Consider the following 13,320-nt stretch of genomic DNA (forward strand, 5'->3'; position numbering starts at 1 on the left):
TTCGTGGGGCGGAGGCATGAGCTGGCCTCGCTCGACAGCCTGCTCACTCAGGTGCGTAAGAGCATGGGCGACGCCAAGCCGGGCCGCTGCGTCCTGATCCGCGGGCGCCGCCGGATCGGCAAGTCGAGCCTCGTCGAGGCCCTGGTCGACCGGGCGGACGCGCCGGCGGTCTTCTTCACCGCGTCAGGTGCGCCCGACGCCGTGGAGCTGCCGGCCTTCCTCGACGCGGTGAGCGGCTCGACGCTGCCCGAGCGGGAGATCTTCGCCGAGGCGACGCCCGGCAACTGGAGTGCCGCCCTGCGTCAGCTCGCCGGCATCCTGCCCGACGACCGGCCCAGCATTGTCGTGCTCGACGAGGTGCCCTATCTGGTCGAGCAGGTCGAGGCCTTCGAGGGCATGCTGCAGCGCGCCTGGGACCGCGAGCTCAGCCGCAAGCCGGTCCTGCTCGTCCTCATCGGCTCCGATCTGTCCATGATGGAAGCGCTGAACACCTATGGGCGGCCGTTCCACCAGCGCGGCACCGAGATGGTGCTCGGCCCGCTCAACCCGGCCGAGGTGGGCGAGATGCTCGGCCTCGCGCCGGCCGAGGCGTTCGACGCCGCGCTGGTCACCGGCGGACTGCCCCTCATCTGTGCCGCCTGGCCGCGAGGCGCCGGCCTCCTCGACTTCCTCGGCACCGAACTACGCAACCCGGTGTCGCCGCTGCTGGTCTCCGCCGAGCGCTCCCTCGCCGCCGAGTTCCCGACCGCCGCGCAGGCCCGGACGGTGCTCTCGGCCATCGGCAGCGGCGAGCGCACCTTCACCAACACCGCCCGGGCCGCGGGCATCTCCCACGCCACCTTGAACCGGGCGCTCGAGACGCTGACGGCCAAGCGGCTCGTCGCCGCGGAGCTGCCGCTGTCCCGCACGCCGTCGAAGGAGCGCCGCTACCGGGTCACCGATCCTTACCTGAGGTTCTGGCTGACGTTCGTGGGCCCGTACCTGCCGGAGATCGAGCGGATGCGCGGCGACCTCACCCTGGCCCGGCTGCGTGCGAGCTGGACGAGCTGGCGGGGGCGGGCGATCGAGCCGCTGCTGCGGGAGTCGCTCGCCCGCCTGCTGCCGGCGCAGGGCATCACCGCCGCGGCCGCCGTGGGCGCCTACTGGACGCGCTCCAACAGCATCGAGATCGACGTGGTCGGCGCCGACCGAGAGCCGGTCGCGCGGGAGCTGCTCTTTCTCGGCTCGATCAAGTGGCTGGAGAGCTCGACGTTCGACGACCACGATCTGCTTGCGCTGCAACGGCATCGGGCCGCGCTCACCGACGATCCGGTGCCGTTGCTGGCGATCAGCCGCAGCGGGGTGACGGCTCGGGGGCTCGACGCGGCCTTCGGACCGGACGATCTGCTCGCCGCCTGGGTGCGGTAGGGCGCGCGGTCACCAGGAGCTCAGGCCGGCGTACTTGCGGTGGGTGCCGATGGCGTGCTCGACCAGCTTGCGGACCGCGTCGGACTTGAGAGTGGCGGGCGGGAGGGTCAGGCCCGCGGCGGCGGCGAGGGCGATCAGGTCGGCCTTGGTGGCCTTCCTGCCGTTGAGCTGCAGCTTGTTGAGGTACGCGGCGCCGTCGGCGACGGACGGCTGCCCGCGCAGCTCCGCGATGATCGCCGAGTAGTCGCCCTGTGCCCCGACAAGTGGATTCTTCGCGGATGAGCCGGCGCCGACATCCTTCGCAGGTGAATCGGCGGCGACATCCTGCCCAGGCGAGCCGTCGGTGACGGCGGCGAGGTCCAGGGTGGCGCGGCCCGTGGCCAGGTCGGTCAGCTGGGCCGCGGACCGGCTCGCCAGGAACTCGAAGACCCGGTGCAGGAGCTTCACCGTGCTGGTCAGATCCATGGTCATGCTCGGGCCCTCTCTCCGGCGACCGTCTCGACGAACTCGCCGATCAGGGCGCGCATCTCCTGGCTGACGGGATGGTCCAGCGGGCCGCGCAGGATCGCGGGCACGCCGCTCTCCCCCGACTCCGCGAAGTACTGGGGACTGTTGCGCACCGACGAGCCGAAGATCGGCATGATGCCGGCCTCGCGCAGATTCTCGATCGGGGTGCGCTGGGCGATGATCGGCTGCTCGGAGCGGACCTGCGTCATGGTGAAGGCGACCCCGGCGAAGCGCGGGTCGATGCGCCGCGCGAGCGTGTCCTCGTCGGCGAACTCGTTGTAGCGCTTGACCAGTTTCACGACGCTGCTGCGCAGATAGCCGATGCCGATGGTGGACAGGTAGTCGGGCTTCGCCGGTACGAGCACGAAGTCACTCGCGACGATCGCAGTCTTGGTCACCAGGCCGAAGTTGGGGGCGCAGTCGATCAGGACGATGTCGTACGCCCGGAAGGCCGGCGCGCGGAGCGCCTCGGCGAGACACCCGTGCACGTCCAGGAAGCGGCGCCGTGACTGGGCCGGGGTCATGCCGACGAGTTGCAGGGCCAGCTCCAGGTCGATGTCGATGAGCCCGAGGTGCGAGCTGATCAGGTCGAGCCGGCCGCCGTTGCGGGCGACGCGCTCGTTCACGCGCGGCGGCGTCACCACGAGCTCCTCGAGGGCCAGCTCCGCGCTCGACGGTCCGCTGTCGTACCACCGCTTGATCGTCCGCCGCTCGCGCAACTCGGTGGTCCACTCCTCGACGGTGAAGAAGGAGAAGGTCAGGTTGGTCTGCGGGTCGAGGTCGATCATCAGGACGCGATAGCCGTTGTTCGCTATCTCCGCGGCGACATTGGCCGTGAGCGTCGTCTTGCCGACCCCGCCTTTGTAGTTCATGACCGAGACAACTGGCACGCACGACCCCCCGAGGACTGGACGGGAATCGTAGGCAGCGGGTGGCCCGCCGGTGCCACATCAGAAAGCCGACAGCGTCCGGCCGTAACCCTCGCGCCAGGGCGCTGAGCGGCGCGGATGCGGTGCGGGGCGGGCGTCCGGCGCCGCGAGCCGGGTCAGGAAGGCCGCGATCGTGGCGGTGGCGCGGCGGGCGGTGGGGAGGTGGAGGCTCTCGTCCGGGCCGTGGGCGTTGTCGGCGGGCAGGGCGAAGCCGAGGAGCACCGGGTCCAGGCCCAGGGTGCGGCGCAGGATGCCCAGGGCGGGGATCGTGCCGCCCGAGCGGGGGAAGACCGGGGGTACGCCGAAGACGGCCGTGCAGGCGGCGGCCGCGGCGGCGAGGCCGGGGGTGGTGGGCGGTACGGAGATCGGGTCGGCGGTCGACGTGATCCGCACGGTGGCTGTGGGCTCGCGGCCCAGGAAGGCGGCGACTCGGGCGGCCACGGTGGCGGTGTCCTGGCCGGGGGCCACGCGGAGGCCGAGGCGGGCGAGGGCGGTGGCCGGGATGATGCTGCTCGTGCCGGGTCCGGTGTAGCCGGCGCGCAGGCCGTGCACCGACAGGGCGGACCGGCGGGCGGCCTGATCGGGCGACGGGACGACGGAGGGGAAACGTTCGCCGAGGCTCGTGATCAGGGCGCAGAGGGTGTTCGCGGGGTTGGGGACAAGACCGCCGTGGCGGCCGGAGTGCAGGTCGGTTGGCGGGCCGTCGACCCGGAGGGAAAGAGTGGCCGCGCCGCGCAGGGAGCGGACGATCGCGGGCTGGGCCGGCGACGGCATCATCGTGTCGGAGACCAGGAGGATGTCGGCGGACAGCGGGTGGCGGGCCAGGAAGCCGGCGAGGTGGGGGCTGCCGATCTCCTCCTCCCCCTCGTAGAGGCACGTCACGTCGAGCGGCCGGGACGAGCAGGCACGCAGGGCGGCGAGCTGGCAGAGGATCGGGCCCTTGTCGTCGGAGGCGCCGCGGGCGTACAGGCGGTGGCCGCGCAGCTGGGGCGCGAAGGGCGGGGAGTGCCACCGGGTGCCGGGCGGCTGGACGTCGTAGTGGCCGTAGAGCAGGACGGCCGGGCCGGGGCCGGGGCGGCGGCCCAGGACGACCGGGTGGCCGCCGGTGGGCAGGACGGACGTGTGCAGGCCGGCGGCGCGCATGTGGGCGGCCAGCCAGTGGGCGGCGGCGCGGACGTCCGGGGCGTGGCGGGGGTCGGCGCTCACGCTGGGCAGCGCGGCGAAGCGGGTCAGCGCCCTCAGGAACGGACCCACGAGCGGATCATCAGGAGTTTGCGGGAGGTCAGGCGGACGCCCGCGTTGAACCGGCCGGGGATGCCCGCGCGGTGGAGGCCGGCCAGTGTGGGCCGGCCGTCGTGGGTCAGCCAGATCGGGCCGCCGCTCTGGCCGGTCTCCGTGGCGATGCGGTATTCGAGCTGCTCCGGCCGCACGCCGGTCAGCAGGCCCTCGGCCACGTAGAGGTGGTCGCGCGGATAGCCGGCCACGCTGACCGGATTGCTGCTCAGCACGCGGTCGGGCAGGGCGCTGACGTGCCGCCAGTGCCCCGCGCCCAGGCGACGGGTCAAGGTCAGGACCGCGAAGTCGTACGCCGCCACGGCCGAGCCGTCGAGGAACTCCCGCGGCATGTCGATCCGGTTCGCCATGGCGTGTCCGAACGGCTCGCTCGCGCCGTCCTTGCCCGGAGCCACGCTCACGAACTGCGCGTTGCGGACGTGGTGGGCCGCGGTGAGCACCTTGTCCGGGGCGATCAAGGTGCCCGTGCCCACCCGCCGCTGCTGCACGCCGCCGGGCCCGGCCGAGACGGTCATGAGGTGGCAGACGTACCGGAAGGGCTCGCCTGTCGCCGGCGTGACCCGGCGCCGCGCGTCCGGAGGGAAGACGAGCGCTTCGAGCGCGGGGTGCATCAGCCGGCCGGCAGTCGCTGCGGCAGGGTGTGGGCCTGGCTCCGGTAGTCCCAGGGCTGCGCGGGCGGGCGCCGCCGCCGCGAGCCGCCCCCGGTCAGGGCCTCCCAGCTGGTCACCCACTCCTCGGCGAACTCGGCGATCTGCAGCAGCAGCGCCTCGAAGCGGGTCCGGTCGTTCTGCAGCACGTGCGAGTCGGCGAGCCAGCGCAGCACCTCACGCCCCGAGACGGCCATGCGCTGCCGCAGCGAGGTGGTGAGCGGCTCGCGCATGTACCGGGTGAGGACCTCCTCGATCACGTCCCAGTTGGTGCGGGCGCCGAACTGCTCGCGGATGTCCGGGGCGGCCAGCAGGTTCATGGCCTCCTCGAGCAGCGCCATCACCTCGACGCGGAGGACGCTGATGTGGCCGTACGAGGCGTACTTGAGGTTGTTGCGCAGGTCCAGGCCGGAGCGGCGGACGGCCGCGATGCTCCCGAAGCTCGGGTCGAAGGCCCGCTCGCGGATCACGTCCGAGATCCGCTTGTCCCGGAAGAAGTCCGCGACCTCCTGGTTGAAGTTCGTGAACAGCGGCTGGAAGGGACGGTTGGGTCGGCCCCCGGCCGGCGGCGGTACGTTTCCGAAGCCGAACGCCCGCTGATAGGCCGCGTGCCGGTCGCGCAGCGTGTAGCGCAGCACCTCGCGCCGGTCGAAGCGGTAGAGCCCGTACGCCCCCGGCCCGCCCGACAACCGCAGCGTCCCCGCCTCGAAGAGGTTCTGCAGCATGGCGACCACCCGGAACACGCCGAGCCGCTCGTGCTGGTAGATGTAGTACAGATCGGCGATGGCGAGCAGGCGCTCGGACTCGACGGTCTCGTCGTACTCGTCGACGCCGGCCGCGAGCCGCGTGGAGGCCAGATCGGGCACGGCCTCCTCGCCGATGCCGACCAGCGCGGCGAGCCCGTTGTCGGCCGGGGGCGCGGTGCCGTTGCCGGCCCCGGCGAGCAGGGCGCTGACCCGGCGGTCGATGTCCTCGGCCAGGCGCGGGTCCGCGCTCAGCCGGCTGCCCAGCAGGTCGGTGAGCTGCGCCCGCAGCGCGGCGGCCCGGCTCCGGAGCTGTTCCGTGTCACGAACGGTGGCCATGGCACACACCTTCCTGGTCAGAGGACGAACTTGACGGGGGTGCCGCCGGGACGGGACACGGTGAGCTCTTTGAGATCCTTGGCGGCCGCGGCCGTGATCGGCACGAGCAGCTCCTCGTCGCTCGCCGGCACGACCGACGGGAAGGTCTGCGAGCTCTTGCCGGTCAGCACGACGTCGGCCGCGGGGCTGAAGCCGGAGCCCGTGATCACCAGCGCGTCCTGCAACCCGGGCCACAGCCGGGTGCCGTCGGCCTGCAGCGGCGAGCGGCGCAGCGCGACCTGGACGTCGAGCACCTCCACGTCCGGGAGCAGGCGCAGGGCGAGGGTGCGTACCTCGCGCACGCGGTCCTGCAGGGTGGTCAGCGAGGACCGGACCGGCGTGCTGCCCACCCCGGAGAGGGTGAAGGTCCCGGCCGGCGGCACGGGCAGCGAGGCGATCACGTCACCCAGGGCGTCGTCGAGCGTGTCGGCCTCCTCGGCGAAGGAGGCGATGCCGTCCTGCCCGCCGAGGCGCAACCGGTCGGCGCCCGTACGCCCGAAGGCCTCCACCCAGTCGAGCACCGATCCGAGGCTGACCGAGCGCCCGTTGGACAGCACGGGCAGTTCCGTCTCGGCCCGCTCGACCTCCGCGCGTACCAGGGTGTCCCGGGTCTCCTCCACGGCCCGGACCACGACGCTGAGCCCGCGCTCGATCTGCACGATCTGGGTGCCCAGGAACGGGCGGCCGCCGGCCAGCGGGTCGAGGAAGACGCGGTCGGCGATCCACGCGGAGACCAGCGCGGCACCGTCGCTGACGATCGTGCCGAACGTGGTGAAGATCTGCTCGTCGCGGACGCTGGAGATGTTCTCGCGGATCATGCCGAAGACGTCGCGCAGCCGGCCCAGCAGTCCCTCCGCGGTGTCGGCGGTGACGGCCACGGGCGGGTTGCCGAGCACGGCGGCCTCCCCGGCGAACTCCGAGAGCAGCTGGTCGACCCGGTCGATGTTGGGACCGCCGGGATAGGAGAGTTCCACGACCACCTGGTCCAAGGTGGTGTGCACGAGGGCGCGCACGTCGCGGATCTGGTCCTCGTCGGGCACCAGCTCGAGCGGCTGCAGCGGATCGAGGTTGCGATAGATCGCGTCGCGCGACGCCGTGGCCCGCGCGACGATCGTGGCCTGCGCCCCGGTCAACGCCCCGCCCCCGTTCGCCGTGATCAGGCCGCCGGTCGACGGGCGCCGGTAATAGAGCTCGGTACGGCCGTTGTACTCCTTGGTCTCGAACGCGCGGACCAGCAGCGCCTCGAAGTCCTTGCCGTTCTCCGGCTTGGCGCCCAGCACCGACTCGATCGCCGCGTCGACGATCCCGGCCCCGCCGGTGGCCGGCCCGTTCCCGCCGTTGCCGCCGTTCTGGTTGCGCGACAGGAAGGAAGCGGCCTCGATGATGGTCTGCTCGACGGTCGTCATGACGTACTCCTCGCGGTCAGCGGCGGGCCAGTTGGCGGTAGAACGCGGTGGTGATGCGCCCCGGCGGGGCGAGCCCCCGGTCGAGCGCGGAGCGGGCGGCGCCGATCAGGAAACGCTCCGGGACCACGCCCGGATCGGTGCCCCGCGCGAGGCGCTGCGCCGCCTCGTCGACCATGGCCTGCTCCTTCGGCGCGAAGCGGAGCACCTCCGCGAGACGGCGACCACCGAGCGACGGGTACGGCGTCAGGCACATCGCCTCCACGACCAGCGGCACGACCTTCGGGGCGCTGCGCAGCACGGCCGGCGGGATCGAGCCGCCGGGGTCGCCGGGATAGAGCCGGGCCCACAGCCGGGAGTAGTGACCGGCCTGCGCCCCGAAACCCATCCGGCGCAACAGGTCGATGCTCAGACCCGGGCGCAGGTACGGGGTCGGGTGCGGCCCGGTCCGGCTGTACGCGACCACCGTGTCCGGCGCCCGGCCGACCACGTCGAGCAGCGAGGCCACGACCGCCGGGCCGCCGAGCAGCAGCGCGCACAGATCGGCGAACGTCTCCCGGTGCCAGCGCAGCCACACGTGGCGTACGGAATCGGGGACCCCCGCCTCGGCGAGCACCCGGGAGAGCCGCTCCGGCACGGCCCGCGCGAGCCCCAGGTCGTTCTGCAGGTTGTGGCTGACCTCGTGCAGCACCGCGCCCAGCGTCCACGGGTTGACGAGCCGGTGGTACGGGAGCTGGATCAGCGGGAACGGGTTGAGCCGGCTGCCCAGGCGCCGCAACGGGATGTTGCGCCGGAACGTCGCGGGCGAGAAACCGGTCCGCATGTACGAGAACGGGGCCGGCGCCGGGATCGACCGCGCGGTGCCCAGGTTCACGTACGCGGTCTGGTAGCAGTCCAGCGCGATCCGGTCACAGGCGAGCAGCCGGTCGGCGACCTGCGACTGCCGCTGGCCGAACAGCTCGAAGTAGAAGTCCCACACCCGTTCCACGGCCCGGACCCACAGGTGCGCCCGCTCCTTGTGCCGCAGGACGCGGTGCAGCGCCGGGGTCGCCGGATCGCCGGAGGCCGCCCGCACCGCCTCGACCGCGGCCCGGGTCTCGGTTGTCAGGGTCTCCCGCAGCTCGGCCATGAGCCGGTTGACCTCGCGGACGTGCCCGGCGCTGGGCGCACCGGGACCGGCCCCGAACTCCTCCTCGCCGAAGGGCCGCAGGGCGGCGAGATGCCGCTCGACGTTGACCGCCTGGGTGGCGAGCCACCCGGGCAGCAGCGCCGGGGCGGCCGCGGCGGGCCTGGTCGCGACCGCTGCGCTCACGACGGCTCCTGCGGGATCGCGGCGTGGAACCGGGCGTCGGCGGTGGCGGCGGTGGTCCAGGCGGCGACGCAGGCGACCGGGTCGGCCAGGAGGCGGCGAGCCGCGGCGGCCAGGGCGACGACCGGGTCGGTGCGCTCGGCCGCGGCCTCGGTGACCAGGGCGGGCACGAGCCGCAGCAGGGGCCGGAGCGCGGGATCGGCGTGCAGGCCCCGGACCAGCGCGGTCACGGCGGGCAGCAGCGGGGGTACGGCACCGGTCAGTCCCACCATCGCTCCGGCAGCAGCTGTGGCCTCGGCCTCGCCCAGGGCCTCAGCGACCAGATGACCGAGGTGTTGCAGCAGGTCGCTCTGGGCTGGGCCGGTGGCGGCGTACCGGCCGTTGGGCAGCCGCGTCCGCGGGCCGGCCGGCACCGGGCCGGGCTGCACGTGCTGGAGCACCAGCCGGTGCGCCGCCTCGGCCAGGTCCCGGAGCGGCCGCGGGGCGGGATCACGGCGCGCGGCCCCGGCGAGACGGCGGAAGAACTCCTCCGCCTCGCCGGACGCGTGCTCGACCGAGTTGAGGGTCACCGTTCGCCGCCGGTCACATGCGACGGGTGGACTGCTGGCGGCGGCCGGGCTGCGGCGCGCCGCGGCGGCCGTTCTGGCGCCGGCTCGGGCTGTGCCCGTTCGAGCCGCGCTGCTGGGCGCCGGGCTGCCGGCCCACGGCCGGGCTCGTGCGGCGCACCGCGGTCACGGTGCCGCGGGCGTTGGTGGCGAGGGCCCGGCGGGCGGCGGCGGGACGGCCCAGCACCCGGCGCGTCTGCCCGGCCATGACCTGCGCGGCCCGGCGCGGCGTGGGACGGCGGCCGGACGCGCTCTGGCGGCACAGCGCGCGGGCGGTGCCCCGGACGATCGACGGCACCATGCGGATCGCCGGGCGCAGGTTGCGCCGGCGCCACAGCAGCCGGGTCAGCGCCGCGGACCCGCGGACCAGCGGCGCCATGACCTGCTCCAGCTCGGCGCGCTCGCGGGGGCTCAGCGCGTTGACGGTGGCGGCCCCGATCATCGCCTCGGCCTCGGCCTCGGTGGCGGCCCGCGAGGCGACGGCGGCCATCATCTCGGCCAGCGCCTGGGCCGGGGTAGGGGCCATCTCCTCGTACTCGTCCTCGAACTCGCCTTCGTCCTCGAACTCGTCCTCGAACTCGTCCTCGAACTCGCCCTCCCGCAGCAGCTGCGCCACGCCGCGGCCGAGCGTGGCGCCGAGCGGCCCGCCGACGGCCCCGCCGACGATCGGGGCGGCGACCCGGGCGACCTGGCGCAGCACCGGCGCGGCCCGGCGCACGAAGCGGCCGGCGGAACGCAGGGCCCGGCGGAAGAACTCCTCGCCCTCGTCCTCGAACTCGCCCTCGAACTCGTCCTCGAACTCCCCTTCGTCCTCGTACTCGTCCTCGAACTCTCCTTGGCCGCCGCCGAGCAGCCCGCCCACGCCCCGCGCGATGGACCCGAGGAACTCCTCGCCTTCCTCCTCGCCCTCGCCCTCGAACTCGTACTCGTCCTCGCCCTCGAACTCGGTCTCGTAGAGCGTGCGCTGGCCAGTAGCCATCTCCGGACCCTCCCTCGCGCGGATTCCTACGCCGGTCAGGAAACCGTGTCGGCGCGCTCCGGGGCAGTCGCGTCTTCGGGGGAGACATCTATGTGCGTCGCTCGAACATGCGACGGCGCGTCCCCGGCGAGCAGCCGGGCCACCATCGCCGCCCGCGAGTTGACGCCGAGCTTCGCGAAGATGCGCCGCAGATGGGTGGCCACGGTCCAGGTGCTGATCCCCAGCCGGTCGGCGATCGCCTGATTGGTACGCCCCGCCGCGACCATGCGGGTGATCTCGAGCTCGCGCGGGCTCAGCGACGCCGGATCGTCCTCCTCCGGCCCGGCCCGCGAGCATCGGCACCGCACACCGTCCACTGTGATGTCGAGCAGGGTGGCGACAGGCGGCGGGTTCCGGGCCAGGGCGGCGACGAGCCGGTGCACCAGGTCGCGGACCTCGGGGTCGTCATGGGTCATGATGCCTCCCTGTCCGCGGCGATGCGTGCAGTAGGGCATCCAACCTAGACCGGGCCGTCCGGGCACGGAAGGTGACAGACGGGTTCCCGTCGTACGGCATTCGCGCCCCGGAGGCGACCCTCCGGGGCGCGGCGATCAGCGGGGAACGACCTGCTCGGCGGCCCAGGTGCGCCAGCCGTCGAGCTTGTCGCCGGCGATCTGGAGCTGGTCGGCGACCGGGCCGGGGCCGGTGGAGCCCGGCGTCGTGCGGGCGGCCAGGGCGCTGCGGACCGAGAGGACCTGGCGGACCGACGGGTCGAGGTGCTCGCTGACGGCCTTGAGGTCGTCGTCGGTGACGTCCTCGAGCTCGCACTCGCGGGCGGCGCACAGGGCGACCAGCGAGCCGGTGATCTCGTGGGCGTCGCGGAAGGGGATGCCCTTGCGGACCAGCCAGTCGGCGACCTCGGTGGCCAGGGAGAAGCCGACCGGCGCGGCCGCGGCGAGGCGGTCCACGCGGACGGTCATGGTGGAGATCATGCCGGCCAGGGCGGGCAGGAGGATCTCCAGCGTGTCGACCGCGTCGAAGACCGGCTCCTTGTCCTCCTGCATGTCGCGGTCGTAGGTCAGGGGCAGGCCCTTGAGCATCGTGAGGACCGCGACGAGACCGCCGATGAGCCGGCCCGCCTTGCCCCGGGCCAGCTCGGCGATGTCCGCGTTCTTCTTCTGCGGCATGATCGACGAGCCGGTGGCGAAGGCGTCGTCGAGGATGACCCAGCCGAACTCGGTGGAGGTCCAGAGGACGACCTCCTCGCCCAGGCGGGAGAGGTGCACGCCGAGCAGGCTCGTGATGAAGAGGAACTCGGCGGCGAAGTCGCGGTCGGCGACGCCGTCCATGCTGTTCTGCACCGGGGCCTTGAAGCCGAGCTCCTTGGCGACCGCGGTCGGGTCGAGCGGCAGCGACGAGCCGGCCAGGGCACCCGAGCCCAGCGGGGAGAGGGCGGCGCGCTCGTCCCAGTCGCGGAGCCGCTCGAGATCGCGGAGCAGGGGCTGGACGTGGGCGAGCAGCCAGTGGCCGAAGCTGACCGGCTGGGCGTGCTGCACGTGGGTGAGGCCCGGCGCCGGGGTGTCGACGTGCCGGCCCGCCTGCTCCATGAGGGCGTCGGCCAGCTCGACGACCGCCGCCGCCACCCCGCGGGCGTGGTCGCGCAGGTAGAGGCGCAGGTCGGTGGCGACCTGGTCGTTGCGGGAGCGGCCCGCGCGCAGCTTGCCGCCCAGGGTGCCGAGGCGCTCCAGCAGGCCGCGCTCGAGCGCCGTGTGGACGTCCTCGTCCTCGATCGTGGGACGGAACTCGCCCGCCGCGCACGCCGACTCGAGGTCGTCGAGGGCGGCCAGCATCTGGCCCAGCTCGTCCGGGTCGAGCAGACCCGCGGCGGCGAGAACCCGGGCGTGGGCGCGGGAGGCCGCGATGTCGTACGGCGCCAGGCGCCAGTCGAAGTGCACGCTGACACTGAGGCGGGCGAGCGCGTCGGCCGGCCCACCGGCGAACCGGCCGCCCCAGAGCCTGGTCGGACCTTCGGTTTCCGGCACTTCGGTATCCCTTCGATAAGGTCATTCTCATGACGCTCGACCTGCACGATGATGTTGTCTCATTGACCCGCGCGCTCTGCGACATCCCCTCCGTCTCAGGGGAGGAGGCCGCCCTGGCCGACGCCGTCGAGGCGGCGCTGCGCAAGCTGGGTCACCTCGAGGTGCTGCGCGACGGCGACGCCCTGATCGCCCGGACGAACCTCGGCCGCGAGAAGCGCATCGTCCTCGCAGGGCACCTCGACACCGTACCGATCAAGGACAATCTCCCGACCTGGACCACCGGCGAGGGCGACGCCCAGCTGCTGCACGGGCGCGGCACCTGCGACATGAAGGCCGGCCTCGCCACCCAGCTGCGCGTCGCGGCCACGCTGCCCGCGCCCAAGCACGATCTCACCTTCGTCTGCTACGACAACGAGGAGGTGGCGTCGGTCAAGAACGGGCTCGGCCGGCTCGTCCGCAACCACCCCGAGTGGCTGGCCGGTGACTTCGCCATCCTGGGCGAGCCGTCCAACGCCGCCGTCGAGGGCGGCTGCCAGGGCACGATGCGGGTGCGGATCACCCTGACCGGCAAGCGCGCCCACACCGCCCGGTCGTGGCGCGGCAGCAACGCCATCCACGCCGCCGCGCCGATCCTGGCGATCCTCAACGCCTACGAGCCGCGCAAGCCGATCGTCGACGGCCTGCAGTACCACGAGGGCCTCAACGCCGTGAACATCCAGGGCGGCGTGGCCGGCAACGTGGTCCCCGACGAGTGCGTGATCGACATCAACCACCGGTTCGCGCCGGACCGCACCATCGACGAGGCCTACGCGTACCTGCGGGAGGTCTTCGCCGGCTACGAGCTGGAGATCCGGGACCAGGCCCCGGGCGCCCGGCCCGGTCTGGACCGGCCGGCCGCGGCGGAGTTCCTGGCCGTCGTGGGCAAGGAACCCGCCGCCAAGTACGGGTGGACCGACGTCGCCCGGTTCGCGGAGCTCGGCATCCCGGCCGTCAACTACGCGCCCGGCGACCCGCTCCTCGCCCACACCGACGAGGAGTACGTGCCGGTCGCCGAGATCCGCGAGTGCGAGCGCGTGCTGACGGCTTGGCTTAGCTGAGA

General features: G+C 73.3%; 13 protein-coding genes. 2 read left to right on the forward strand and 11 right to left on the reverse strand.

From position 1 onward, the window contains the following. The first annotated feature begins 3 nt into the window (after positions 1 to 3). Positions 4 to 1,407 carry an ATP-binding protein gene (locus RAN62_RS21965; RefSeq protein WP_305786596.1) on the forward strand — a complete coding sequence of 468 codons (1,404 nt, stop codon included), beginning with the start codon at positions 4 to 6 and terminating at the stop codon, positions 1,405 to 1,407. A 9-nt stretch (positions 1,408 to 1,416) separates the two neighbouring features. Here RAN62_RS21965 and RAN62_RS21970 read toward each other — a convergent pair whose 3' ends face one another. The 11 genes from RAN62_RS21970 to argH all read right to left on the reverse strand — a co-directional run bounded on the left by RAN62_RS21970 (position 1,417) and on the right by argH (position 12,221). Then, on the reverse strand, positions 1,417 to 1,878 hold the full coding sequence (locus RAN62_RS21970; protein ID WP_305786597.1) for a hypothetical protein: 462 nt from the start codon (positions 1,876 to 1,878) through the stop codon (positions 1,417 to 1,419). Continuing rightward, on the reverse strand, positions 1,875 to 2,804 hold the full coding sequence (locus RAN62_RS21975; RefSeq protein WP_305786598.1) for a ParA family protein: 930 nt from the start codon (positions 2,802 to 2,804) through the stop codon (positions 1,875 to 1,877). Before RAN62_RS21975 ends, RAN62_RS21970 begins: the two co-directional genes overlap by 4 nt. A 60-nt stretch (positions 2,805 to 2,864) precedes the next feature. Further along, positions 2,865 to 4,097 carry a M20/M25/M40 family metallo-hydrolase gene (locus RAN62_RS21980; protein WP_305786599.1) on the reverse strand — a complete coding sequence of 411 codons (1,233 nt, stop codon included), beginning with the start codon at positions 4,095 to 4,097 and terminating at the stop codon, positions 2,865 to 2,867. Continuing rightward, on the reverse strand, positions 4,082 to 4,747 hold the full coding sequence (locus tag RAN62_RS21985; protein ID WP_305786600.1) for a trypsin-like serine peptidase: 666 nt from the start codon (positions 4,745 to 4,747) through the stop codon (positions 4,082 to 4,084). Before RAN62_RS21985 ends, RAN62_RS21980 begins: the two co-directional genes overlap by 16 nt. Further along, positions 4,747 to 5,865, reverse strand: coding sequence for a hypothetical protein (locus tag RAN62_RS21990; protein WP_305786601.1), 1,119 nt, complete (start codon positions 5,863 to 5,865; stop codon positions 4,747 to 4,749). Before RAN62_RS21990 ends, RAN62_RS21985 begins: the two co-directional genes overlap by 1 nt. 17 nt (positions 5,866 to 5,882) lie before the next feature. Beyond that, entirely contained in the window at positions 5,883 to 7,310 is a 1,428-nt protein-coding gene (locus RAN62_RS21995) for a hypothetical protein (protein WP_305786602.1), read from the reverse strand. A gap of 16 nt (positions 7,311 to 7,326) precedes the next feature. Next, positions 7,327 to 8,619 (reverse strand): hypothetical protein, encoded by a 1,293-nt coding sequence (locus RAN62_RS22000; RefSeq protein WP_305786603.1) that lies wholly within the window; start codon positions 8,617 to 8,619, stop codon positions 7,327 to 7,329. Further along, positions 8,616 to 9,185: a hypothetical protein gene (locus RAN62_RS22005; RefSeq protein WP_305786604.1), complete on the reverse strand. Its 570-nt coding sequence runs from the start codon at positions 9,183 to 9,185 to the stop codon at positions 8,616 to 8,618. Before RAN62_RS22005 ends, RAN62_RS22000 begins: the two co-directional genes overlap by 4 nt. A 13-nt stretch (positions 9,186 to 9,198) precedes the next feature. Next, positions 9,199 to 10,200 (reverse strand): hypothetical protein, encoded by a 1,002-nt coding sequence (locus RAN62_RS22010; RefSeq protein ID WP_305786605.1) that lies wholly within the window; start codon positions 10,198 to 10,200, stop codon positions 9,199 to 9,201. Positions 10,201 to 10,235: 35 nt separating this feature from the next. Then, entirely contained in the window at positions 10,236 to 10,655 is a 420-nt protein-coding gene (locus tag RAN62_RS22015) for a helix-turn-helix domain-containing protein (RefSeq protein ID WP_305786606.1), read from the reverse strand. Between the two features lie 135 nt (positions 10,656 to 10,790). Next, positions 10,791 to 12,221: an argininosuccinate lyase gene (gene argH / locus RAN62_RS22020; RefSeq protein WP_305786607.1), complete on the reverse strand. Its 1,431-nt coding sequence runs from the start codon at positions 12,219 to 12,221 to the stop codon at positions 10,791 to 10,793. Between the two features lie 29 nt (positions 12,222 to 12,250). Here argH and dapE point away from each other — a divergent pair, with 29 nt between their 5' ends. Beyond that, positions 12,251 to 13,318 carry a succinyl-diaminopimelate desuccinylase gene (gene dapE / locus RAN62_RS22025; RefSeq protein WP_305786608.1) on the forward strand — a complete coding sequence of 356 codons (1,068 nt, stop codon included), beginning with the start codon at positions 12,251 to 12,253 and terminating at the stop codon, positions 13,316 to 13,318. Positions 13,319 to 13,320: the final 2 nt, after the last annotated feature.

It is taken from the genome of Symbioplanes lichenis (genome assembly GCF_030709675.1).
Lineage (GTDB): Bacteria > Actinomycetota > Actinomycetes > Mycobacteriales > Micromonosporaceae > Actinoplanes > Actinoplanes lichenis.